The 20,458-nt window shown below is 60.7% G+C and carries 20 protein-coding genes and 1 tRNA gene; 12 read left to right on the forward strand and 9 right to left on the reverse strand.

Annotation, left to right across the window (positions count from 1 at the left end):
- Positions 1–10: 10 nt before the first annotated feature.
- The 3 genes from Q7V31_RS15175 (at position 11) to Q7V31_RS15185 (ending at position 3,356) form a co-directional block, all read left to right on the forward strand.
- Complete coding sequence (locus tag Q7V31_RS15175; RefSeq protein ID WP_304735487.1) at positions 11–1,042, forward strand: histone deacetylase family protein; 1,032 nt, start codon at positions 11–13, stop codon at positions 1,040–1,042.
- Positions 1,043–1,234: 192 nt separating this feature from the next.
- Positions 1,235–1,921, forward strand: a complete 687-nt coding sequence (locus Q7V31_RS15180; RefSeq protein ID WP_304735488.1) for a tetratricopeptide repeat protein — start codon at positions 1,235–1,237, stop codon at positions 1,919–1,921.
- Between the two features lie 109 nt (positions 1,922–2,030).
- Positions 2,031–3,356, forward strand: a complete 1,326-nt coding sequence (locus Q7V31_RS15185) for a D-arabinono-1,4-lactone oxidase (RefSeq protein ID WP_304735490.1) — start codon at positions 2,031–2,033, stop codon at positions 3,354–3,356.
- A gap of 3 nt (positions 3,357–3,359) precedes the next feature.
- On the opposite strand, the gene Q7V31_RS15190 is transcribed toward Q7V31_RS15185, so the two are convergent.
- Together Q7V31_RS15190 and metC are read right to left on the reverse strand one after the other, a co-directional pair.
- Positions 3,360–3,584, reverse strand: coding sequence for an acetyl-CoA carboxylase biotin carboxyl carrier protein subunit (locus Q7V31_RS15190; protein WP_304735492.1), 225 nt, complete (start codon positions 3,582–3,584; stop codon positions 3,360–3,362).
- A gap of 13 nt (positions 3,585–3,597) precedes the next feature.
- Complete coding sequence (gene metC / locus Q7V31_RS15195; protein WP_304735494.1) at positions 3,598–4,761, reverse strand: cystathionine beta-lyase; 1,164 nt, start codon at positions 4,759–4,761, stop codon at positions 3,598–3,600.
- A 193-nt stretch (positions 4,762–4,954) separates the two neighbouring features.
- Between metC and Q7V31_RS15200 the strand changes: the two genes are divergently transcribed.
- Genes Q7V31_RS15200 through Q7V31_RS15215 form a run of 4 tightly spaced genes read left to right on the forward strand, consistent with a single transcriptional unit; the run spans position 4,955 to position 9,168 of the window.
- Complete coding sequence (locus Q7V31_RS15200) at positions 4,955–6,064, forward strand: amino acid ABC transporter substrate-binding protein (RefSeq protein ID WP_304735496.1); 1,110 nt, start codon at positions 4,955–4,957, stop codon at positions 6,062–6,064.
- A 32-nt stretch (positions 6,065–6,096) separates the two neighbouring features.
- Entirely contained in the window at positions 6,097–7,281 is a 1,185-nt protein-coding gene (locus Q7V31_RS15205; protein ID WP_304735497.1) for an amino acid ABC transporter permease, read from the forward strand.
- A gap of 3 nt (positions 7,282–7,284) precedes the next feature.
- Complete coding sequence (locus Q7V31_RS15210) at positions 7,285–8,385, forward strand: amino acid ABC transporter permease (protein ID WP_304735498.1); 1,101 nt, start codon at positions 7,285–7,287, stop codon at positions 8,383–8,385.
- Between the two features lie 9 nt (positions 8,386–8,394).
- A complete protein-coding gene (locus Q7V31_RS15215; protein WP_304735500.1) occupies positions 8,395–9,168 on the forward strand; it encodes an amino acid ABC transporter ATP-binding protein in 774 nt (257 codons plus the stop codon).
- Positions 9,169–9,180: 12 nt separating this feature from the next.
- Here the strand turns inward: Q7V31_RS15215 and Q7V31_RS15220 are convergent, their stop codons facing one another.
- The 6 genes from Q7V31_RS15220 to Q7V31_RS15245 all read right to left on the reverse strand — a co-directional run bounded on the left by Q7V31_RS15220 (position 9,181) and on the right by Q7V31_RS15245 (position 13,909).
- Positions 9,181–9,699 (reverse strand): GNAT family N-acetyltransferase, encoded by a 519-nt coding sequence (locus Q7V31_RS15220; RefSeq protein WP_304735501.1) that lies wholly within the window; start codon positions 9,697–9,699, stop codon positions 9,181–9,183.
- A 13-nt stretch (positions 9,700–9,712) separates the two neighbouring features.
- Positions 9,713–10,558 (reverse strand): 3-mercaptopyruvate sulfurtransferase, encoded by an 846-nt coding sequence (gene sseA, locus Q7V31_RS15225; protein ID WP_304735503.1) that lies wholly within the window; start codon positions 10,556–10,558, stop codon positions 9,713–9,715.
- Positions 10,559–10,594: 36 nt separating this feature from the next.
- A complete protein-coding gene (locus Q7V31_RS15230; protein ID WP_304735504.1) occupies positions 10,595–11,593 on the reverse strand; it encodes a cysteine synthase A in 999 nt (332 codons plus the stop codon).
- 91 nt (positions 11,594–11,684) lie between these two features.
- On the reverse strand, positions 11,685–12,299 hold the full coding sequence (locus Q7V31_RS15235; protein WP_304735505.1) for an NUDIX domain-containing protein: 615 nt from the start codon (positions 12,297–12,299) through the stop codon (positions 11,685–11,687).
- A 43-nt stretch (positions 12,300–12,342) separates the two neighbouring features.
- Complete coding sequence (locus Q7V31_RS15240) at positions 12,343–13,635, reverse strand: cyclopropane-fatty-acyl-phospholipid synthase family protein (protein ID WP_304735507.1); 1,293 nt, start codon at positions 13,633–13,635, stop codon at positions 12,343–12,345.
- A gap of 199 nt (positions 13,636–13,834) precedes the next feature.
- A tRNA-Asn gene (locus Q7V31_RS15245) sits at positions 13,835–13,909 on the reverse strand.
- 171 nt (positions 13,910–14,080) lie between these two features.
- On the opposite strand from Q7V31_RS15245, the gene Q7V31_RS15250 reads away from it, so the two are divergent.
- A complete protein-coding gene (locus Q7V31_RS15250) occupies positions 14,081–14,356 on the forward strand; it encodes a hypothetical protein (protein WP_304735509.1) in 276 nt (91 codons plus the stop codon).
- Here Q7V31_RS15250 and Q7V31_RS15255 read toward each other — a convergent pair.
- On the reverse strand, positions 14,339–15,376 hold the full coding sequence (locus tag Q7V31_RS15255; protein ID WP_304735510.1) for a polysaccharide deacetylase family protein: 1,038 nt from the start codon (positions 15,374–15,376) through the stop codon (positions 14,339–14,341). The two genes, Q7V31_RS15250 and Q7V31_RS15255, sit on opposite strands and share 18 nt — an antisense overlap.
- 210 nt (positions 15,377–15,586) lie before the next feature.
- Between Q7V31_RS15255 and Q7V31_RS15260 the strand changes: the two genes are divergently transcribed.
- The 4 genes from Q7V31_RS15260 to Q7V31_RS15275 are packed head-to-tail and all read left to right on the forward strand — an operon-like array spanning position 15,587 to position 20,457.
- On the forward strand, positions 15,587–16,861 hold the full coding sequence (locus Q7V31_RS15260) for a GNAT family N-acetyltransferase (protein ID WP_304735511.1): 1,275 nt from the start codon (positions 15,587–15,589) through the stop codon (positions 16,859–16,861).
- An 11-nt stretch (positions 16,862–16,872) separates the two neighbouring features.
- Positions 16,873–18,252, forward strand: a complete 1,380-nt coding sequence (locus tag Q7V31_RS15265) for a flippase (protein WP_304735512.1) — start codon at positions 16,873–16,875, stop codon at positions 18,250–18,252.
- Positions 18,253–18,272: 20 nt separating this feature from the next.
- On the forward strand, positions 18,273–19,565 hold the full coding sequence (locus Q7V31_RS15270; protein ID WP_304735513.1) for a GNAT family N-acetyltransferase: 1,293 nt from the start codon (positions 18,273–18,275) through the stop codon (positions 19,563–19,565).
- Entirely contained in the window at positions 19,549–20,457 is a 909-nt protein-coding gene (locus Q7V31_RS15275) for a cupin-like domain-containing protein (RefSeq protein WP_304735514.1), read from the forward strand. The genes Q7V31_RS15270 and Q7V31_RS15275 overlap by 17 nt, the downstream gene beginning before the upstream one ends.
- Position 20,458: the final 1 nt, after the last annotated feature.

The following is a 20,458-nucleotide window of genomic DNA, read 5'->3' on the forward strand; positions in this document are numbered from 1 at the left end:
GGCATAGTCGATGAAGGTTGTCTTTGACCCGGAACAAAAGCGCCACTATCCCCGCCATTTCCTCGTCAACGGCGTCGTCGAGTCCAACCCTGAGGTTCCCGAACGGGCCGACCGGCTTCTTGCGGCCGCGCGTCAAGCCGGCCTTGAGCATGTGGTGCCGGCGGATCACGGTCTTGTGCCCATTTCAGCAGTGCATACGCCTGAATATATTGCCTTCCTGTCGACCATCCATGAACGCTGGCTGCGGATAGAGGGCGGTTCGGATGAGGTGGTGCCGGGCATTCACCCGGATCGACGGGACGGCGCCTATCCGCTCTCGGCCGTTGCGCAAGCCGGATACCACATGGCAGACGGTGCCTGTCCTCTTGCCGCAGGGAGTTGGGCGGCGATCAAGCGCAGCGCGGATGCGGCGGCGGAGGCCGCGCTGATGGTCCGTGACGGCACAGCATGGGCCTACGCACTGAGCCGCCCGCCGGGGCATCATGCCTTTGCCGATATGGCCGGTGGCTTCTGCTACCTCAACAATTCGGGTGTCGCGGCGCAGATGCTTCGCGGCAAGCATGCGCGTGTGGCCATTCTCGATGTCGATGTTCATCACGGCAACGGAACACAGGGGCTGTTCTACAAGCGGCCGGACATCCTGACGGTCTCGATCCACGCCGATCCGGTCCGCTTCTATCCCTTCTTCTGGGGACATGCCGACGAGCGCGGGGCGGGCGCTGGCCTCGGCTATAATTACAATTTGCCATTGCCGCGCGGCACGGATGACGAAGCCTATATGCCGGCGCTGGCGGCAGCCCGACGTCGCATCGAAGCATTCGCGCCGGGGGCGCTGGTCGTCGCACTGGGCCTCGATGCCTACAAGGATGATCCGCAAGGTGGATTTGCGATCACTACCGATGGATTCGGGCGGATCGGCGAGATGATCGGGCGCTTCGGGCTACCCACCGTTCTTGTCCAGGAAGGCGGCTACCTCTGTGACGCACTGGGTGCCAATCTGACCCGTTTTCTCCAAGGTTTCGGCGCTTCTCACACGCTTTGACGCCGGCAGGGGCTTGCCGGAACGGGATTTGTGACCAACCTTTAACTTGAGTGTTTGGACCTGCTCCGGATCATGGTTGCCGGAGAGTGAGGGCGACCGGGGAAAGACGCCCCTGAGGGTGCCCGATGGGAGAGAAAAATGCGCCGACATGCCGTCAGTGTATCCGCTACAGCAAATGACGGACGGCCGCTCATGGCCGTTGCCTTTCTTGTTTTGCTTGCAGCGATGACATTTGCCACGGGGTCACGTGCGACCGGCACCATGGCGAATCCATCCAAGCCAGATCCTTCGATTGAAGGTCAGCCCAACGAGGCGTCCGGGCAAGATCTTTATAATCGCGGTTTCTACCCGGAAGCGCTGGCCGAGTGGAAAAGAGCCGTCGATATCAACAAGGATGCCGGTGCGGCTTTCCGTCTGGCTGAGGAACATTTCGACGCCAAGGTCATCGAGCGCGATGTTGAAACGGCGCTCAAGTATTATTTCTATGGCGCGCAGGGCGGAGACCGGCGCGCGCAGATGGACCTGGCGTCGATGTATGACAAGGGCTGGGGTCTGACGCAGGACGTGCAGGCGGCCGCAAAGTGGTATGAAGCCGCCGCGCGGCAGGGACTTGAAAGTTCACAATACAACATTGCCACGATGTATGAGGATGGTGTTGGCGTCGAAGCGGACAAGGTCAAGGCATATATGTACTACCAGTTGGCAATCGAAGGTGGCTTCCCGCGCTTTGCCACGGAGGCGATCGACCGGCTGGCAGAATCAATGACAGCGGCCGAAATCAAGGAGGCATCGATTTTGGCACGCAACTTCAAACCCCTGACGCCGGAAGAGAGCGCTGCGGAGATGTCGACCGCGAGCGAGGCCATTGACGTCGACTGACTGCATTTTTCTTTGAAGGAAACCGAAGCCCCGGGTTTGACCCGGGGCTTATTTCTTTTGGACTGCGGATCGAAGCGCTACTATTCGCACGGGGAAATGGAGATGCAGCATGACGGATGTATGGTCTAACTGGTCCGGTTGGGTGAAGGCATGGCCGACGCAGATTGCCGCGCCTGCGACCGAGGAAGAGGTCGTGGCGATCCTTCGGGGCGCACCGGCGCCCATCCGCGTCGCCGGACGGGGGCATTCATTCACGCCACTGGTCGAGAGTGCCGGAACAATTTTGACGCTTTTTGGACTATCGGGCGTTGTCGACCACGATCCGGAGGCGATGACGGCGCGCATCAAGGCAGGAACGACCATCCGGAACCTCGGGCCTGAGCTCTTCGAGCGTGGGTTGGCATTGCTCAATCAGGGCGATATCGACAGGCAGACGCTGGCGGGCGCTGTCGGAACAGGGACGCATGGGACCGGTGGCGAGCTTGGATCGCTCTCCGCTGGGGTCAAGGCTTTCCGGTTGGCAACGTCGAGCGGTGAGGTGATTTCCTGCAGTCGCACGGAGAATTCGGATGTCTTCGATGCTGGACGGGTCAGTTTCGGTAGTCTCGGCGTGATGACCGAGATCACCATGCAATGCAGGAATGTCTATGCGCTGGAAGAAACTGGCGGGCGTATGTCGATTGCCGAAGCGCTCGACAAGGCCGAGGCCCTGCGCGATGAAGCGCGGCATTTCGAGTTTTTCTGGTTTCCGTTCGCGGATCAGGTGCTCATCAAATTTCTGAGGGAGACCTCCAAGGAAGCGCGTCCGCGCCGGCGACGGCCGGACGGCGAGATGTCGCGCGACGACAAGATCATGCAACTGACTTGCGAAATTTCGCGGACGCTGCCCTTCCTGCGCGGCCCATTGCAGAAGCTTCTGACGTCGACGAGCGGATCGCGCTATTCGGGCGGTGCGGCCGACGGTGCCGAAGAGCAAAAGACGAGGGTGCGTTGGTCGCATGATGCGTTTCCGAGCGACCGCAATGTGCGCTTCAACGAAATGGAGTATGCGGTACCTGCCGAAAAGGGCCCCGATTGCATCCGTGAGGTCGGCGAGCATATGCGCAAGTGCGGAACCAATTTTCTCTTTCCGCTGGAATTTCGTTATGTCGCCGCCGACGATGCGTGGCTGTCGCCTTTTTATCGCCGGGACAGCGTGACCATTTCAGTTCATCAGTATCATCGCCAGCCCTACAAGGCGTTGTTTGCCGGCGTCGAGGATATTTTTCGCCGTTATGACGGGCGGCCGCACTGGGGCAAGCTGCATACGCGTGGCGCAAAGGACTTCGAGGCCCTTTATCCCAAGTGGGAGGCTTTCCGAGACGTGCGGAGGCAACTCGACCCGGAGGGCAAGTTTCTCAACGCGCATCTGAAGCAGATATTCGGAGAGGCGTGAGTGCTAGTCTGGTTCGACGATCGCGACCGGCTGACCTTCTTCCACCGTATCTTCCTCGGCGACGAGTATTTCGATCAGCGTGCAATCGGCCGGCGCTGAGACCGGAATTTCCATTTTCATCGATTCGAGAATCAGGATCGCGTCGTCCTCGGTCAGCCGATCGCCCGCTTTCGTTTCGATCTTCCAGACCTTGCCGGCAATCTCGCTTTTGACTTCAATCCTGGACACGTTGCCTCTTCCGTTATTCGTTGCAGGCGCGGAGCCGCTCGAAGCCGGCGTCGAGATCGGCGATCAGGTCGTCGGGGTCTTCAAGGCCGGCATGGAGACGCAGCATCTGACCTTGCGCCTCCCATCTGGTCGCCGTGCGGATTTTCGCCGGATCTTGCGGGATGATCAGGCTCTCGAAACCGCCCCAGGAATAGCCCATGCCGAAAAGTTCAAGACCGTCGAGCATGGCGGCGAGCGCGGCTTCGGATGCCGGATTGAGCTCGATGCTGAACAGCCCGCTTGCGCCCGTGAAGTCGCGCTTCCAGAGCGCATGGCTGGGATGGCTCGGTAGTGCCGGATGAATGACGCGGGCGACTTCCGGCCGCTTTTCCAGCCAGCGTGCGAGCTTGAGCCCCGTTTCCATATGGCGCGCGAGACGAACTGACAATGTGCGGATGCCGCGCAACACGAGATAGACGTCGTCTGGACCGGCACAAAGGCCGTTGGCACCATGGCTGGCGACCGTGTTGCGCCACGCGGCTTCCGTCGTCGTGATCGCGCCCATCATCACGTCGGAATGGCCGCCAAGATATTTGGTCACGGCCTGGATCGAAACATCGACGCCGTGATCGAACGGCTGGAAATAGAGCGGCGAGGCCCAGGTGTTGTCGAGCATTACGATTGCACCGGCCTTGTGTGCTGCCTTGGCGATGGCCGGGATGTCCTGTACTTCGAAGGTTACCGAACCGGGACTCTCGGTGAAGACGACGGCGGTCTCTGGTTTGATCAGCGTCGTGATATCGCTCCCCAAACACGGGTCGTAGTATTCAACATCGACCCCGTAGCGCTTGAGAACCTGCTCGCAGAACTGGCGTGACGGTTCGTAAACACTGTCCGTCATCAGCAGGTGGTCACCGGTCTTGAGATGCGCAAGGAGTGCGGCGGTGACGGCGGAAAGGCCTGACGGGGTCAGCAGCGTGCGATAGCCACCTTCGAGCTCGGCGATTGCGTCTTGCAAGGCGGCGCTTGTCGGCGTGCCGCGGCGACCATAAGTGAATGGCTGCTTGCGCGTTCGGACGGCATCGAGGGTTGAATAGAGGATGGTCGAGGCATGATAGACCGGCGGATTGAGGATACCGAAATTGGCTTTCGGATCGCGGCCAGCGGTGACGATCAGCGTGTCTTGCTTCTTCTTCATCCGGTCTTGTCCGTCCTCTGATCCCGGCCGATGATGCCTGCAGCAGTTTGTAACCTTCAAGTACGAAAGTGCCCGCCGATGAACGATCCACAACGCTGAATGCACATACAGGGTTTGCGCGCGAGCCCTCGGCGGTTAATCTCAGCGAATGCAGCATAGCATTGCAATCGGATAGGTTGACAAAGGAAGCCGAATGAGGAACCCCGTGGCCGCCCTTCTTTTGGGCATTCTGATCGGCGCCGGAGGGCTCTATTTCATGCTGCCCTACGATGCGGCGGCCGTGCTGTCAGGTCGGGCGGAAGTCGCCGTGTCTGCCGGGGGCGCCGTTCCCGATGTCGACCGGGCCGGGGCAGGTGAGACCCTGCAACGCATAAAGCGGCGGGGCTTTCTTCACTGTGGTGTAAGCCAGGGGCTTGCCGGCTTCTCCAGTCCCGACGAGCGTGGTCGGTGGTCCGGCATCGATGTCGATTATTGCCGGGCGATCGCGGCGGCGATTTTCGGCGACGGGGAGAAGGTTCGCTTCCGGCCGCTTTCGGCCAAGGACCGCTTCACGGCACTGCAATCCGGCGAAGTCGATATTCTTTCACGCAATACGACGTGGACGATGTCACGCGATACGCAGCTCGGCTTCGATTTCGCCGGCGTTATCTATTACGACGGGCAGGCCTTCATGGTACGGAAAGACTCCGGTATTACGAATGCGCGACAGCTGGCGGGGGCGACGATCTGCACGCAGACCGGCACCACGACAGAACTCAATCTGGCTGACTATTTTCGTGGCCGCGGGCTTGAATACCGGGTGCTTTCATTCGAAAAGAACGATGAAGCGATCAGCGCCTACGATCAGGGGCGATGCGACGGCTATACGACCGATGCCTCAGGGCTCTACGCCGAGCGACTCAAGATGCAGCGGCCCGAAGACAATATCGTTCTGCCCGAAATTATCTCCAAAGAGCCGTTAGGCCCCGTGGTGCGGCAGGGCGACCCGCAATGGGCCGACATCGCGCGCTGGACGCTTTCGGCGCTGTTGAATGCAGAAGAGCTCGGCATCACATCCGAAAACATCGAAGAGATGCGAGAGAGCGAAAATCCACTGGTTCGCCGGCTGTTGGGGGCGGAAGGCTCATACGGCGCATCGGTCGGTCTCGGTCCGGATTGGGTGATCGATATTGTACGTGCCGTCGGCAACTACGGCGAGATTTTTGAGCGCAATGTCGGCGTCGACACGCCGCTCGGCATCGAACGCGGGTTGAACGCGCTTTGGACCGACGGAGGCGTGATGTATGCGCCACCGATCCGCTGACAAACCGTATGCGAGGCGGCTGGGGGCAGGGTATGCAGAAACCCGTTAAACGCGGATCGGGCATGGGGATCAGTTGGTACAATCCGCGCGTCCGCTCGATTGCCTATCAGGCGGGCGTACTGGCTGCCGTCATCGCCGTCGTCTGGTTTTTCACGGCGACGGCGCAGGAAAACCTCGAACGCCTCAACATTTCGACCGGCTTCGGTTTTCTCGACACGACGGCCGGGTTTGGCATCATCCAGACCCTGATCCCCTATACCGAGCAATCGAGCTATGGCCGAGCCTTTCTCGTCGGACTTCTCAACACGCTCTCGGTCGCGGTCATCGGCATCGTGCTTGCGACGATGCTCGGCTTTGTCGTCGGTGTGGCGCGGCTGTCGCGGAACTGGCTGGTGGCGAAGATCGCGGCCGTTTATGTGGAAGTGATGCGGAACATTCCGCTGCTGCTGCAACTCTTCTTCTGGTACTTCGCGGTGCTGCGGCCGCTGCCCGGGCCGGCGGACAGTATCGAGGCGCTGCCGGGGGTCTTTCTCAGCAATCGCGGATTGATCCTTCCCGATCCGGTTCTCGATGCCGGCGCCGGGCTGTTTTTCAGCGCGCTTGCTGTGGCGATCGTGGCTGGTTATGTGCTGGTTCGATGGGCGCGGGCGCGGCAGCGTGCGACGGGCCGGTTGTTTCCGGCCTTGCGCGTCACTGCGGCACTGATCGTCGTCCTGCCGCTTCTTGCATGGGCAGTCGGCGGAACGCCCTTCCATCTGGAATATGCGACGCGCGGCGCCTTCGACTTCAGTGGCGGTGTGCGCCTGTTGCCGGAGTTCGTGGCGCTGGTGCTCGGGCTCACGCTCTATACGGCGGCCTTCATCGGCGAAATCGTCCGCGCTGGGATTCAGTCCGTCGACCGTGGGCAAGCCGAGGCGGCGGCAGCGCTCGGCCTCAAGGACAGCACGACGCTGCGGCTCGTCGTGGTACCGCAGGCGCTGCGCCTCATCGTGCCACCGCTGACCAGTCAGATACTCAACCTTACGAAAAACTCTTCGCTGGCGGTTGCCATTGCCTATCCCGATCTAGTGGCCGTGTTTGCCGGCACCGTGCTCAACCAGACGGGGCAGGCCATCGAGGTTATCGCCATCACCATGGCGGTCTATCTGACGCTCAGTCTTGCGACGTCGCTGGCAATGAACTGGTACAATGCGCGCATTGCGTTCCGGGAGCGGTAGACCATGAGCGCAATCGACATGATGGGCCCACCGCAAAAATCCGGAAGCGTCCTCGGCTGGCTTCGCCGCAATCTCTTTTCGAGCATCGGCAATACGGTGCTGACGGTGATTGCCGCCTATCTGCTTTGGCTTACTGTGCCGCCGCTGCTCAACTTCGCGATTTTCGACGCTGTTTGGACCGGCGACACGCGCGAAGCCTGTCTCGGTGAGGGCAAGGGTGCCTGCTGGCCGCTGGTCTGGGCGAATTTTGACCAGTTCATCTATGGCCGTTATCCGGCATCGGAAATCTGGCGAGTCAATATCGTGTTCGCGCTCGGTTTCATTGCGCTGGTGCCGATGCTCATCCCGTCCGCGCCGGCCAAGCGCTTCAACGTAATTTTACTGCTGGTCGTCTACCCATTGATCGCGCTGGTTTTGCTCGCGGGCGACCGGCCGGGGCTGCCGCCGGTGCCGACGAGCGAATGGGGTGGGCTGCTGGTTACGCTGGTCGTCGCTGTTACCGGCATTGTCGTTTCGCTGCCGCTCGGCATTGTGCTGGCGCTTGGGCGGCGGTCGTCGATGCCGGCGATCCGCATGCTGTCGATTATCTTCATCGAATTCTGGCGTGGCGTGCCGCTGGTGACGGTGCTGTTCATGGCAAGCGTCATGCTGCCGCTGTTTTTGCCGGAAGGTCTCAGCCCCGACAATCTGTTGCGCTGTCTCGTCGGTGTTGCGCTTTTTTCATCGGCCTACATGGCGGAAGTGGTGCGCGGCGGCTTGCAGGCGATACCGGCGGGGCAATACGAGGCGGCGCGCGCCGCCGGTCTAAGCTATTGGCAGACGATGGGGCTTGTCGTGCTGCCGCAGGCGTTGCGTCATGTCATTCCCGGCATCGTCAACACCTTCATCGGCCTCTTCAAGGACACGACGCTGGTGCTGATCGTCGGCATCTTCGATATTCTGGGGCAAGTCAGGGCGCAGCTCTCCGACCCGAACTGGACTGTGCCGCAGGGTGCGCTGACGGGCTATCTCTTCGCCGGGATCGTCTTCTGGATTTTCTGCTTCGGCATGTCGCAATATTCAAATTTCATGGAACGCCGGCTCAATGCCGGGCGTGGCCGCTAGGAGGGCAGGATGGCGGCGGATACCGCAAAGCCAATGCGCGTCTCGGACAAGGTGATGATCGAGATGTCGGGCGTGCACAAATGGTTCGGCGATTTTCATGTGTTGAAGAATATCGACCTGACGATCAAGGAGGGTGAACGGATCGTTATTGCCGGACCGTCGGGTTCGGGCAAGTCGACGCTGATCCGCTGCATCAACCATCTCGAAACGCATGACGCGGGGAAAATCGTCATTGACGGCATCGAGCTGACCGAAGACCTGAAACGCATTGACGAGGTGCGGCGCGAAGTCGGCATGGTGTTCCAGCAGTTCAACCTCTTTCCGCACATGACGGTCCTCGAAAACTGCACTTTGGCACCGCTCTGGGTGCGAAAGATGCCTGAGGCCGAGGCGCGCGACCTTGCCATGAAGTTTCTGGAACGTGTGCGTATTCCCGAGCAGGCCGACAAATATCCCGGTCAGCTATCGGGTGGCCAGCAGCAGCGCGTGGCGATTGCAAGGGCGCTCTGCATGAACCCGAAGATCATGCTGTTCGACGAACCGACTTCGGCGCTCGATCCGGAAATGATCAAGGAAGTTCTCGACGTGATGGTGGAGCTGGCGCGCGAGGGCATGACCATGCTTTGCGTGACGCATGAAATGGGTTTTGCGCGCGAGGTTGCCAACCGCGTCGTTTTCATGGACGAGGGCGAAATCATCGAGCAGGCGCCGCCGGAAGAATTTTTCAACGCCCCGAAGAGCGAGCGGACGAAATCGTTTCTGGCGCAGATACTTGCCCACTAGGCGTCTAGAGGGTCAGTCGAGTTCTTCCAGTTCCACTTCTTCCTGTGCGTAGGGTGTGAAGCCGTGGCGCTGGTAGAGGGGGAGGGCCCGGGGATGGTCGAGGGTGCAGGTCTGCACGATCAATCGTTCGGGGTGGCGTGTCCAGGCGCGTGTGATCGCCTCACAAAGCAGAAAACGGCCGAGGCCTTTTCCGACATGCTCCGGAATCACGCCGAGAAATGAAAGTTCCGCGCGTTCCCGGTTGCGGAAGTCGAGCTCGGTGAAGCCGGCCGGTGCGCCGCCGCAATAGAGGACGTAAATCTCCACCTCGTTGTGATGGATGATTGCGCCCAGCGCCTCATCGGAGAGACGCTTGCGATTGACCCAAACATAGTTCCGGCCAATCGCATCGTAGAGATAGCGATAGAAGTGGATCGGGGGCTTTTCGACGCGCAACAGCGCGTATTTCCCAAGGGGGCGCGGCACGGGCGGCAATCGCGGCTCGGACAACATTTCGAGATGTGTGACGACGGTCTTGTGTTTTTTCCCCATGCGCCCCCGCGCATCAGATCTCGACAGGCATTTCCACAACGGCGCCCCATTCGGCCCATGAACCATCATAAACGGGGACTTGCGGCTTGCCGAGTACCGCGAGACCGAGCGCGAGAATTGAGGCTGTGACACCTGAACCGCAGGTTGTGACTACTGGTGCGGCGATATCGACGCCCGCGCGCTCGAACAGGCGGCGAAGCTCATCCGGATTCTTGAGGGTGCCGTCGGTGGCGATCAGATCGGAGGCCGGCAGGTTGAGGCTGCCCGGAATATGGCCGCCCCGGAGGCCGGGGCGCGGTTCGGGCTCGGTTCCGTTGAAGCGGCCGGTACTGCGGGCGTCGAGAATTTGCTCGGCGCGCGTGTCGAGGTTGGCAAGCATCTGGGCGCGGTCGCGGATCAGGCCTGTATTGCGCCGCGCGGTGAAATGGCGCGCGCTGTGGCGCGGCTTGATGTCGTCAAGCGGGCGGCCTTCGCTTTTCCATTTTCTGAGACCGCCGTCCAGCACGACAACATCCGCATGTCCCATGACGCGAAACATCCACCAGACGCGAGCGGCACTGAAAAGCCCGGCACCATCATAAACGACGATGCGGACGCCATCGCCAAGACCGAATGCGCGAACTCGCGACGAAAATTTTTCGGGCGTCGGCAGCATATGTGGATACGGACTTTCGAGATCGCAGATTTCGTCGATGTCGAAGAACACAGCGCCGGGAATATGCGCCTGTTCGTACTCGGCTCGTGGGTTCCGCTGTGCTTGCGGTAAATACCAGGACGCATCGACAACCCGAACATCCGGGGCATCGAGATGAGCGGCGAGCCATTCGGTTGTCACGAGCGGTGAGGCGGCATCAGGCATTCCTGAATTCCTTGCATTTCGGCTTTTTCTGTCTGGTCAGAGCCAGTCTGGCGCCGGCAGTCCCTTTTCCTTCAGGAAGACCGGGTTGAACATCTTGCTCTGATAACGTGTGCCGTAATCGCAAAGGATGGTGACGATCGTGTGACCGGGCCCCATTTCGCGGGCGAGGCGGATGGCACCGGCTACGTTGATGCCACTCGAACCGCCGAGGCATAGCCCTTCTTCTTTCAGCAGGTTGAAGACGATGGGCAGCGCCTCTTCGTCCGGGATCTGGAAGGCATCGTCGATGGGCGCATCGACGAGGTTGGCCGTGATGCGGCCCTGGCCGATTCCTTCGGTGATCGAGGAGCCTTCGGCCTTCAATTCACCATGCTTGTAGAAGTGATAGAGCGCGGCGCCCATCGGGTCGGCAATGCCGATCCGGATATTCCGGTTGCGGTCCTTCAGCGCCATACCGACGCCGGCCAGCGTGCCGCCGGTGCCGACGGCGCAGATGAATCCGTCGACCGTGCCGTCGGTCTGCTTCCAGATTTCGGGCCCGGTGGTTTCGATATGGGCGAGGCGGTTCGCGACATTGTCGAACTGGTTGGCCCAGATGGCGCCGTTGGGCTCCTTCGCCGCCAGCTCTTCGGCGAGGCGGCCGGAATATTTGACGTAGTTGTTCGGGTCCTTGTAGGGAACCGCCGCCACTTCGATCAGTTTCGCGCCGCAGAGCCGCAACATGTCTTTCTTTTCCTGCGACTGCGTCTCGGGGATAACGATGACGCTCCTGAAGCCGAGCGCATTGCCGACAAGCGCGAGGCCGATGCCGGTGTTGCCGGCCGTGCCCTCGACAATGACGCCACCGGGCTTCAGCGTGCCGCGCTTCACCGCATCCTGAATGATGTAGAGCGCCGCGCGATCCTTCACGGACTGTCCGGGGTTCAGAAATTCGGCCTTGCCGAGAATCTCGCAGCCGGTTTCTTCCGAAGCGCGCCGCAAGCGCAGCAGAGGTGTGTTGCCGATCGAGTCGACCAGTCCGTTTTTAATATCCATTAGATCAGGGGCTTTGCTGTTCGGTGGCAAGGGAACTGGAACATACGGAGGCGGGGGGCAGTGTTCAAGGTCGAACGAGTGGACCTTTTCCTCATCCGATTCGCGACTTGTTTAATATAAGCCATTGAATCATAAGGATCGTCTTCGCGTCCGCAATACGCCCATCCTGGGTGGCGGCAAGCGCCTCGGAGAGCGGCACGACAACGGCGCGAATATCTTCTTGCTCGTGGGCAAGTCCGTGAATGCCGCCGATATCGGACAGATCGGCGGCGGCCGCGTAGAGATGCGTGCGCTCGCCATAGCCACCGGGCGAAGACCAAACGGTGGAAATATGGAGCGCTGTACCGATCCCGCAGTCGGCTTCCTCGCGCGCTTCGCGTGCCGCGACCCCGGCCGGTGTTTCGCCGGGGTCGACGATTCCAGCGATCGCCTCGAAGAGCCATGTCGCCTGACCCCATACAAGGCCACAGGCGCGAAATTGTTCGAGTAGCACTACGGCATCAAGTGCGGGGTCATAGGGCAGCACCATCGCGACTTCGCCTATCGTGTAGATGTCGCGTGTCACCTCGCCTGACCACGTGCCGTCGAAGCGCCGATGGCGGAAGACGAGACGCTCAAGTTTACCCCAGCCGCGGCCGATTGTGTCGCGCGAGCGGATGTCAACGTCGGCAAGGCTGCGCGGCGTTGGAACGAGGCGATTGTCCATGAAGAGCTCCAGACCGGTGAGGTCTGCAGTCTAACAGCAGGCGTCAGGGTCGTGCGAGTGTCACCTGCGTCACATCGATATTGCCGGAACGGAAACCCGCTTCGCAATATGCGAGGTAATATTCCCACATGCGGCGGAAGCGTTCATCGAATCCTTGGTGCTGTATTTCGGGCCATGCCGCACGGAAACGTTCGCGCCACTGGCGCAGCGTTTCGGCATAGTCGAGGCCGAATTCGAGATTGCCTGCCCAGGTCAGACCGGCGCGTTGGACCTGCTGCTTCAGCACCGAAGGCGAGGGCAGCATGCCACCTGGAAAAATGTAGCGCTGAATGAAGTCCGCACGTTTCCGGTATGCTGCAAAGGAACGGTCGGCGATGGTAATGATTTGCAGGCCGGCCTGTCCACCGGGTTTCAGGCAGTTGCGTATCTTGTCGAAATAAGCTGGCCAGTATTCTTCACCAACCGCTTCGAACATTTCGATCGAGGCAATGCGGTCGAAGCGCTCGTCGACGTCGCGATAGTCCTGATAGCGGATGTCGACCCGGTCGCTGAGGCCCTTCTGCTTCATGCGGTCGCGGGCGAAGGCGAGCTGCTCCTTGCTGATGGTGATGCCGGTTACACGGCACCCGATTTCGCCCGCCGCATATTCGGCGAAGCCGCCCCAGCCGCTACCGATCTCAAGCAGGTGGTGTTCGGGCCTGAGGTCGATGCGTTCTGCCAGCGAGCGGTACTTGTTGATCTGTGCCGACGATAAATCCTGTTCCTTGTGCGCGAAGCGCGCCGAGGAATAGGTCATGGTCGGGTCGAGCCAGCGACGGTAGAAGCTATTGCCGAGATCGTAGTGATACTCGATGTTGCGCTTCGAGCCGCTTTTTGAGTTGCGCCGCAGCATGTGCCCCAACCGCGCGACGAAGCGAAAGACCGGGTTGCCGGTCAGCTTTTCCTGCAACGCATCGGCGTTGCCCAGAAAAAACTCCAGAAAGGCCGTCACATTGGGGCTGTCCCACATGCCGTCGAGAAAGGCTTCGGCGGCGCCGAGATCGCCGCTTGCAAAGAAGCGCCGGGCGAGACCGAAATCGCGGATCAGCATTACGGCGTCGCTGCCCGGTTCGGTGCCCTTAAAGCGCAACTGGCGCCCGTCTGGCAGGATGACGGTTAGCGAACCGCGTCTGACGCGCAACAACAAACGGAAAGCGAGCCGGGCGAGGCGCGGGATACCGACGAGCGCAGCCAAATCAGCGGCATTGACATCGATCGGCGCCTGCTGCGCAGTGAACGCTGCATCCACGGGCGTCTCATGCGCGCCGTTGCGGGTGACAAGTGGCGAGTGCTGCATCGCTGCGAGTCCCTCCTCCGTTCTGCCGTTGCGGGCAGTATAGGCGAATACCGGTGAATGCCCAACGCTTCCCCGCCTCATATGGCTACGGGATGTGATGGCGCATGGTTCAGTTTCGAAAGGAGTTTTGTGCGGCGCGGCCATTAAAAAAGGCCGGCGGGCGGTGCGCTCGCGGCCTTCTCATATACGGTCTCGAAGGTGGCTCCCCGGGCCGGATTCGAACCAGCGACCAATCGGTTAACAGCCGATTGCTCTACCACTGAGCTACCGGGGATCACATCGAAATGGCCCCGGATGGAGCCGCCGATGAGCGGTGCATATAGCAAAGACATTTGCCTCACGCCAGCCAAATGTCTTGTTCCTGCCACCTTTTCCCCTTATCTGCCCACAGGGGCCGGACAACCGATGGGGCCCCTCGCAAATCTTTCGGAGTGAGCAATCTGTCATGGCGGCTGTGCGTCTCGGCAACAGGAAGTTCAATGTGCCGGGTACCCCCATCATTCGTGTCGTTGTGGGTATGGTGCTGATCATCGGCGGCATGTTCGGCTTCCTGCCGGTGCTGGGCTTCTGGATGTTGCCTCTCGGTGTTGTCGTGCTTTCGGTTGACATCCACCCGGTCCGCCGTTTCAGACGACGCGTTGAGGTCTGGTGGGGTCGGCGGCGGCAGCGCAAGCGGGACCAGCGCCGGGCTACGGTGTCGTCCTCAGTCGATCCCAAGTGATCGAATCGGCCGAGCGAATGCGAAGGGCAGTCCGCTCAGCAACGCTTCCAGCATGCGCCGGTCCTGATATTCGCCATTGAGAGAGAGGCGCGGCAGGCGGCTGAGCCGCCGCGCATGTTCGGGTTTGATGAGTCCCTTGCGCGTTGTTGTCGCCGAAAGGAAGCCCAGCGCTTCTGCGCGGGCGAAGTCGGCCTCGCCGGCGGAAGTCGGATCGCCATATGGATAGGAGAAATGGCGCGGGCGGTATCCGAGCTCGGATTCCATGCGCGTCAGGCCTTGTTCAATGTCCGCCCGTCCCCGCGCGTCGGGAAGGCCGGCCTGTGCGAAATGCTCGGCTGTATGCGCCTCGATGCTCGCCAGCGGGTGCGCGGCGAGCATCCGCACTTCGTCCCAGCTCATTGCCAGTTCGCGCGTCAGCGCCTGCAGGTCCAGTCCGTGTTCGGCGGCGAGGCGCCGCACTTCGGCGCGTAGCAGGTCTTCCGGCAAGGCACGCAAGGCCCAGTAGAACTTGTTCCATGCAGCATGTTTCTCGAAACCGTCGCGCGTGAACATCGCGATCTCGCCGTCCGGCAGCATCACGCGCACAGCAATGGACGACGCGATGATGCGCTCGAGCGCGACCCACCAGATTTCGGCTGTTCCGTCCGGCAAGCCAGTCGTCAGATAGACCGTGAACGGAACGCTGTGGCGCTCGAAAACGGGCAGGGCGTCGGTGAGGTTATCGCGATAGCCGTCATCGAGCGTGAAAACAGCGAAACGTTCCGAGACATCGCCCTCTTTGAGACGCGTCACCGCTTCGTCGAGGCTCAGACAGACATAGCCGCGCTCGCGGACAAGGCGGATCGTTTCATCCAGGAAGCCGGGGGTGATTTCGAGCAGCCGATTGGGGGCGAAGTCAGTGTCGTCCGGTTCGCGCACGCGATGGAGCATGAAGATGACACCGATCCCGGCCAGTGACAGTGGAGCAAGGCGAACGGCGCCGCTGGCATGCAGAGCCAGCAGCGCCCGGCCCATGGCCATCGGTTTTCGATATGTCCCTAATTCCAAAGTGGTCATTCCTGGAGCCTGAGAGAGCGCGGGTTGCATTCTGGCGCGAAAAGGTTAACGCGATTCCACTTTGCACGGGCCTTGCAGATAGATCGGCAAGGCAGGGATGTGCGTCCGAAATCGAGAAAAATCACGCCACTTGCTGACCGGAAAGACCAAGACCAGCGTGGCGAGGCCCCCCCAATGACGCCGCTGACCCGACCCATTGCCGATAAAGCCGGCATTGCGACGATGCCGGAGACCGAAACACACGAATCCGCCCGGATTCTGGCCGGTCCGTGGACCGAAAACGCCGCCGTCGGTCCCGATGTGCTGCTTTCGGTTCATGAAGATTTCGAGCCCCTGAAGGCCGTTTGGCAGCAACTGGAGCAGACGGGCGACTGCACGCCCTTTCAGACCTATGCCTGGCTGACGGCATGGCAGCGCCATATCGGGACAAATCAGGGCGTCCGGCCGACGATTGTCGTTGGTTGGGACAGTGCGGGTGGGGCGTTGTTCATCCTGCCGCTGGCTGTCCGGAGCGGCTTCTTCTGCAATCGCCTGTCGTGGCTCGGCGGCGATCTTTGCGACTATCAGGGGCCCCTTCTCTCGAAAAACTTCCAGAAATGCGTCGGCTCCGATCGGTTTCCGGCGCTATGGGCGCAGATACGTGGGCTGCTGCCCGTCCATCATGTCGTGGCGCTGGACCGGATGCCGGAGCAAGTCGGCGCGCAACCCAATCCGTTCATGGCGCTGGCCGGAAATCGCCCTCACGCCTGTTTCGCCCACAAGACGATGCTCAAATCCGACTGGAACAGCTACTACGGCGAAAAGCGTTCGTCGGCGAGCCGGAAGCGTGACAAGCAGAAGCGCCGCAAGACCGAAGAGTTCGGTGCTGTGTCGCTGGTGACGCCGCAAACGGCGACAGAACGATTGCGCGCGCTTGACGTGTTGATGGCGCAGAAGGCCGTGGCGTTTGCCCGCATGGGCGTTGCCAATCTCTTCGACAAGCCCGGCTACCGGGACTTCTATCGCGATCTGGCGACCAGTGCCGATGCGGGCGACATGGTTCACATTTGCTATCTCGACGTCGGCGGCACCATTGCGGCGGCGAACTGGGGCGTCAGCTTTGGCGGGCGCTATTCCTATGTGCTTGCCAGTTATGACGAAACAACCGAAGCGGCCAAATACGGTCCCGGCGTGATTCAGCTCATGGAATTGATGGCCCATGCGACGGCCACTGGTCACAGCGAGTTTGACTTCACGATTGGTGACGAGGCCTACAAGGAGCAGTGGTGTGAGGTCGAAATTCGCCTCCACGACCATTTTGAACCCAACAACCTGATCGGCTGGTTCGGTGTCGTGCCTGAAATCGCCCATGCCTTCGCTAAACGTTTCATCAAGCAGAGCCCGCTACTTTGGCACTGGTTTACCCGGTTACGCGCCGCTGCTGCCTCCTTGCGGGCTGCCGGGGCCTGAGGGCTTGCTTAATGAGTGTTAACGCGTTTCCGCAACCGCTGAGGCGGATCGGCGAGACCATCGCCGCGAGGCTTGGCGACGGCCATCTTGCCGGCGTCGTGCGCGGTGCTGCGTTCGTGATGGGTATTCGCGTCGCCGGCGCGGCGATCGCCCTTCTCAGTCAGGTGCTGCTGGCGCGTTGGATGGGCGTCTATGAGTATGGCGTTTTTGCCTATGTCTGGGTCTGGGTGATCATACTCGGCATTATCGTGCCGATGGGATTCGGTACCTCGGTGCTGCGCTTCGTGCCCGAATACCGCGCCAAGGCGAAATGGCACCGCCTGTCCGGCATGCTGTCGGCATCGTTTTATATCGTTCTGGCGTTTGGCGTTGTGACCGCGCTTGTTGGTATCGGTATCCTCTGGGCGGTGCGCGACCATATCGAAAGCTTCTACGTGCTGCCTTTGGTTGTCGGATTGCTATGCGTGCCGGCCTTTGCCTTGATGGACTGGCAGGAGGGGGCGGCGCGCGCTTTCGGCTGGGTCAACCTGGCTTATATCCCGGCCTACGTCATTCGGCCGCTCGCCATCGTTGCTTTCGCCGGCGGAATTCTTCTGTTCTCCGGAACGCCGACGGGACTGCAGGTGACGATGGGTGCGCTGGCAGCGACTGTGCTGACGCTGATTGGTCAGCGCGTGATGCTGACGCGCCGCGTCGCACAAACGATGCCACGCGCCAAACCTGTCTTTCATGTCCGGCACTGGGTTGCGATCTCGGCGCCGCTGGTGCTGGTCGAAGGACTGTTCCTCGTTCTTGTCAACACCGACGTCCTGCTGCTCGGGTATTTTGTTGATCCGGACGAGATCGGTATCTATTTCGCGGTCACGCGTATCGCCAATCTGATGGCCTTCATTTGCTTTGCATTGTCGGCGCTGGCGGTACCGAAGTTCGCCGAACTCTATGCTGCCGGCAAGCACGATGAACTGCAGACCTTCATGCATGGTGTGATCCAATGGGTCTTCTGGCCGACGCTTGCGGCTGGCTTGTTCCTGCTGGCAATCGGCGAGTTCGCGCTCGGGCTCTTCGGTGACGGGTTTGCTGCCGGTTATTCGGTGTTATGGCTCCTGATGCTTGGATTCCTGGCGCGCGCGGCTACGGGGCCGATCGAATATCTGCTCAACATGACGGGCAATCAGAACGCAACCGCAATCGCCTATAGTTGTGCGGCGGTACTGAACGTGGCGCTCAATCTGATCCTTGTGCCGCGCTTCGGCCTGGAGGGGGCGGCTGCCTCGACGGCTATCTCCATTATTCTTGCCACCCTCTGGCTCGCCGTCATCGTGCGACGGCGGCTCGGTATCACGGCGTTCGTATTCGCCGGCTTTCGGATTCGCAAGTTGGCGGCCGTCTGAAGGTCAGAACAGGAAAGCGCATGACTGATATTCGCCGGCACACACTGTTTTCCGGACTCGGTTTTTCGCGCAGCGAAAACATCTTGCCGCTTTCCGTCGAGCGGTTGAGCCATGCCGCGCGTTATGCCTATGACAGGCCGCCTTCCGCAGACATCGTGGTGCTGGAAAGCGCTGACGCGATGGGTCCCTATCTCGAAAACATCGACGAACTTGCGCAGGCGTCCGTCGACACCAACGTGCAGTTCGAGAGTGCAACCCTGGCGGCTTCGATGGAGCACCTGCAAGGCCGGGCCGCGGCGCAGGTCGCGCTGGTCTGGAGTGAACCTGGCCGCGACAACAGGCGAATGCTGCTTGGTGTTTTCCCCTTCAGAATTGTGCGGGGCCATTTTGGCCTGCCGGTCCCGGTCTGGTCGCTATGGGAGCACATCCACAGCTACACCGTCACACCATTGGTTCGGTCCGGACACGAGCGTCACGCTGTGCGGCGTTTCCTTGACTTTGCCGATCAATCCGGCGCGGCGCTGGTGCGCTTTCCACTGTTTGAAGTCGCGGGGGCCTTTGATACCGCGCTCGAAGAGGTGTTGCGGGAGCGAAAACGTGCGTGGCTCGAAACCGATCGACATGAACGTGCCTTCCTGCGGTCCGATCTTGATGAAGACGCTTATCTGGCTGCGCATATCCGCAAGAAAAAGCGGAAGGAGTTTTCGCGATTGTGGAACCGGCTGGCCGAACAAGGTCAGCTCGCCTTTGTCGCGCATGATGGCGGCGCGGATCCAGTTGCCTGGGTGCAGCGGTTTCTGACCCTCGAGGCGGGGGGGTGGAAAGGCAGACGCGGTACGGCCATGAAGCTGCGTCGCAACGAGCGAGCGTGGTTCGAGACTATTTGTGCAGGCGCGCAGGCGCAGAAAAAACTCATCTGCACTGAACTGACGCTGGACGGCCGACCGATCGCCATGCTGGCGAGCTTTCGCTCAGGCCCGGGCCTCTATACGTTCAAAATCGCCTTTGACGAAATCTATGGAAAGTATTCGCCCGGGACGTTGCTGATGCTGAAAGGCATCGGCGCGTTCCTGCGTGACGATCGGATCGAATGGGTCGATTCCTGCGCCATGCCTGGTCACCCGATGATCGATCATATCTGGGCGCAGCGTCGGACGATGCGCAGTGTAACCGTTTCGACGTGCCATCGCGCCAGCCCGGCGTTTCTGTCCTACAGCGCCGCCATGACACGCTTCGCCGAACAAGCGCGGGAAAAGCTGCGTTTTCTCTACCGTCGAATTCGCAAGGAGATCGAGAATGACCAGGCTCATTGAAATCGAACCGGGCACCGTGTCATCGTCATTGCCGGAGGCGAGCTTCCGGATTTGCCACCATCTGGCCGATCATCCGTTGTTCCAACTCGATCGTCTGGCACGTCTCGCAGCCTCGCTGCCCGCCGACCGGATCGAATTCAACGGTCCGGTGGAGCCGAACCAGGATCCGAATCGGACGCCGTCCAATGGCTTGACGCCCGAGGAAACGGTTCGGCGCATCGAGCATGCGAAGTCGTGGATGGTCATCAAAAACGCCGAGGGCGATCCGGAATACAAGGCATTGCTCGACGCCTGCCTTGATCAGGCAGCCGAACAGACCGGGGGGCTGATGGGCGGTGCACTCGATCGGCAAGCCTTCATTTTTGTGACATCGCCGGGCAACGTGACGCCATTTCATTCGGATCCGGAGCAGAATTTCCTGCTGCAGATTCGTGGTTCCAAACGCATGTCGCTATTTGACCATCGCGACAGGGAGGTCGTCAGCGCTGAAGATTCGGAGCTTTTTCCCGGCAAGCATCGCAACCTGCCATATCGCGATGAGCTGGAGGCCAAGGCGACGCATCGGCAGATTGCGCCTGGCGAGGGCCTCTTCGTGCCGATCTTCGATCCGCATTGGGTCAAGAACGGCGATGCAGTGTCGATTTCATTTTCGATTACCTGGCAGACGGAAGAAACGCGGCGGCTCGTGAGGCTTTCCTATGTCAATGCAGTTCTGCGCAAATTTGGTTGGCCGCAAGCGCCTGCTGGCGCCAATATGGCTTGGGACTGGGTCAAGATCGCGGCCTATCAGGCGCTGCGTCCCATCTACGATGCGGTCAAGAAGCTGGTTGGTGACCGCCGAAGGGCGCTCGCCATTTTTCTGGGGCGCAAAGCGAGTGGCGCTGTGGCCTGAA

Origin of the sequence: Parvibaculum sp. (assembly GCF_030651915.1) — a bacterium.
Classification (GTDB): domain Bacteria; phylum Pseudomonadota; class Alphaproteobacteria; order Parvibaculales; family Parvibaculaceae; genus Parvibaculum.

Coding starts and splice junctions, on each gene's coding strand:
- Q7V31_RS15175 (WP_304735487.1), top strand. CDS start 11: ATGAAGGTTGTCTTTGACCCGGAACAAAAGCGCCACTATCCCCGCCAT.
- Q7V31_RS15180 (WP_304735488.1), top strand. CDS start 1,235: ATGGCCGTTGCCTTTCTTGTTTTGCTTGCAGCGATGACATTTGCCACG.
- Q7V31_RS15185 (WP_304735490.1), top strand. CDS start 2,031: ATGACGGATGTATGGTCTAACTGGTCCGGTTGGGTGAAGGCATGGCCG.
- metC (WP_304735494.1), bottom strand. CDS start 4,761: ATGAAGAAGAAGCAAGACACGCTGATCGTCACCGCTGGCCGCGATCCG.
- Q7V31_RS15200 (WP_304735496.1), top strand. CDS start 4,955: ATGAGGAACCCCGTGGCCGCCCTTCTTTTGGGCATTCTGATCGGCGCC.
- Q7V31_RS15205 (WP_304735497.1), top strand. CDS start 6,097: ATGCAGAAACCCGTTAAACGCGGATCGGGCATGGGGATCAGTTGGTAC.
- Q7V31_RS15210 (WP_304735498.1), top strand. CDS start 7,285: ATGAGCGCAATCGACATGATGGGCCCACCGCAAAAATCCGGAAGCGTC.
- Q7V31_RS15215 (WP_304735500.1), top strand. CDS start 8,395: ATGGCGGCGGATACCGCAAAGCCAATGCGCGTCTCGGACAAGGTGATG.
- Q7V31_RS15220 (WP_304735501.1), bottom strand. CDS start 9,699: ATGGGGAAAAAACACAAGACCGTCGTCACACATCTCGAAATGTTGTCC.
- sseA (WP_304735503.1), bottom strand. CDS start 10,558: ATGCCTGATGCCGCCTCACCGCTCGTGACAACCGAATGGCTCGCCGCT.
- Q7V31_RS15230 (WP_304735504.1), bottom strand. CDS start 11,593: ATGGATATTAAAAACGGACTGGTCGACTCGATCGGCAACACACCTCTG.
- Q7V31_RS15235 (WP_304735505.1), bottom strand. CDS start 12,299: ATGGACAATCGCCTCGTTCCAACGCCGCGCAGCCTTGCCGACGTTGAC.
- Q7V31_RS15240 (WP_304735507.1), bottom strand. CDS start 13,635: ATGCAGCACTCGCCACTTGTCACCCGCAACGGCGCGCATGAGACGCCC.
- Q7V31_RS15250 (WP_304735509.1), top strand. CDS start 14,081: ATGGCGGCTGTGCGTCTCGGCAACAGGAAGTTCAATGTGCCGGGTACC.
- Q7V31_RS15255 (WP_304735510.1), bottom strand. CDS start 15,376: ATGGCCATGGGCCGGGCGCTGCTGGCTCTGCATGCCAGCGGCGCCGTT.
- Q7V31_RS15260 (WP_304735511.1), top strand. CDS start 15,587: ATGACGCCGCTGACCCGACCCATTGCCGATAAAGCCGGCATTGCGACG.
- Q7V31_RS15265 (WP_304735512.1), top strand. CDS start 16,873: ATGAGTGTTAACGCGTTTCCGCAACCGCTGAGGCGGATCGGCGAGACC.
- Q7V31_RS15270 (WP_304735513.1), top strand. CDS start 18,273: ATGACTGATATTCGCCGGCACACACTGTTTTCCGGACTCGGTTTTTCG.
- Q7V31_RS15275 (WP_304735514.1), top strand. CDS start 19,549: ATGACCAGGCTCATTGAAATCGAACCGGGCACCGTGTCATCGTCATTG.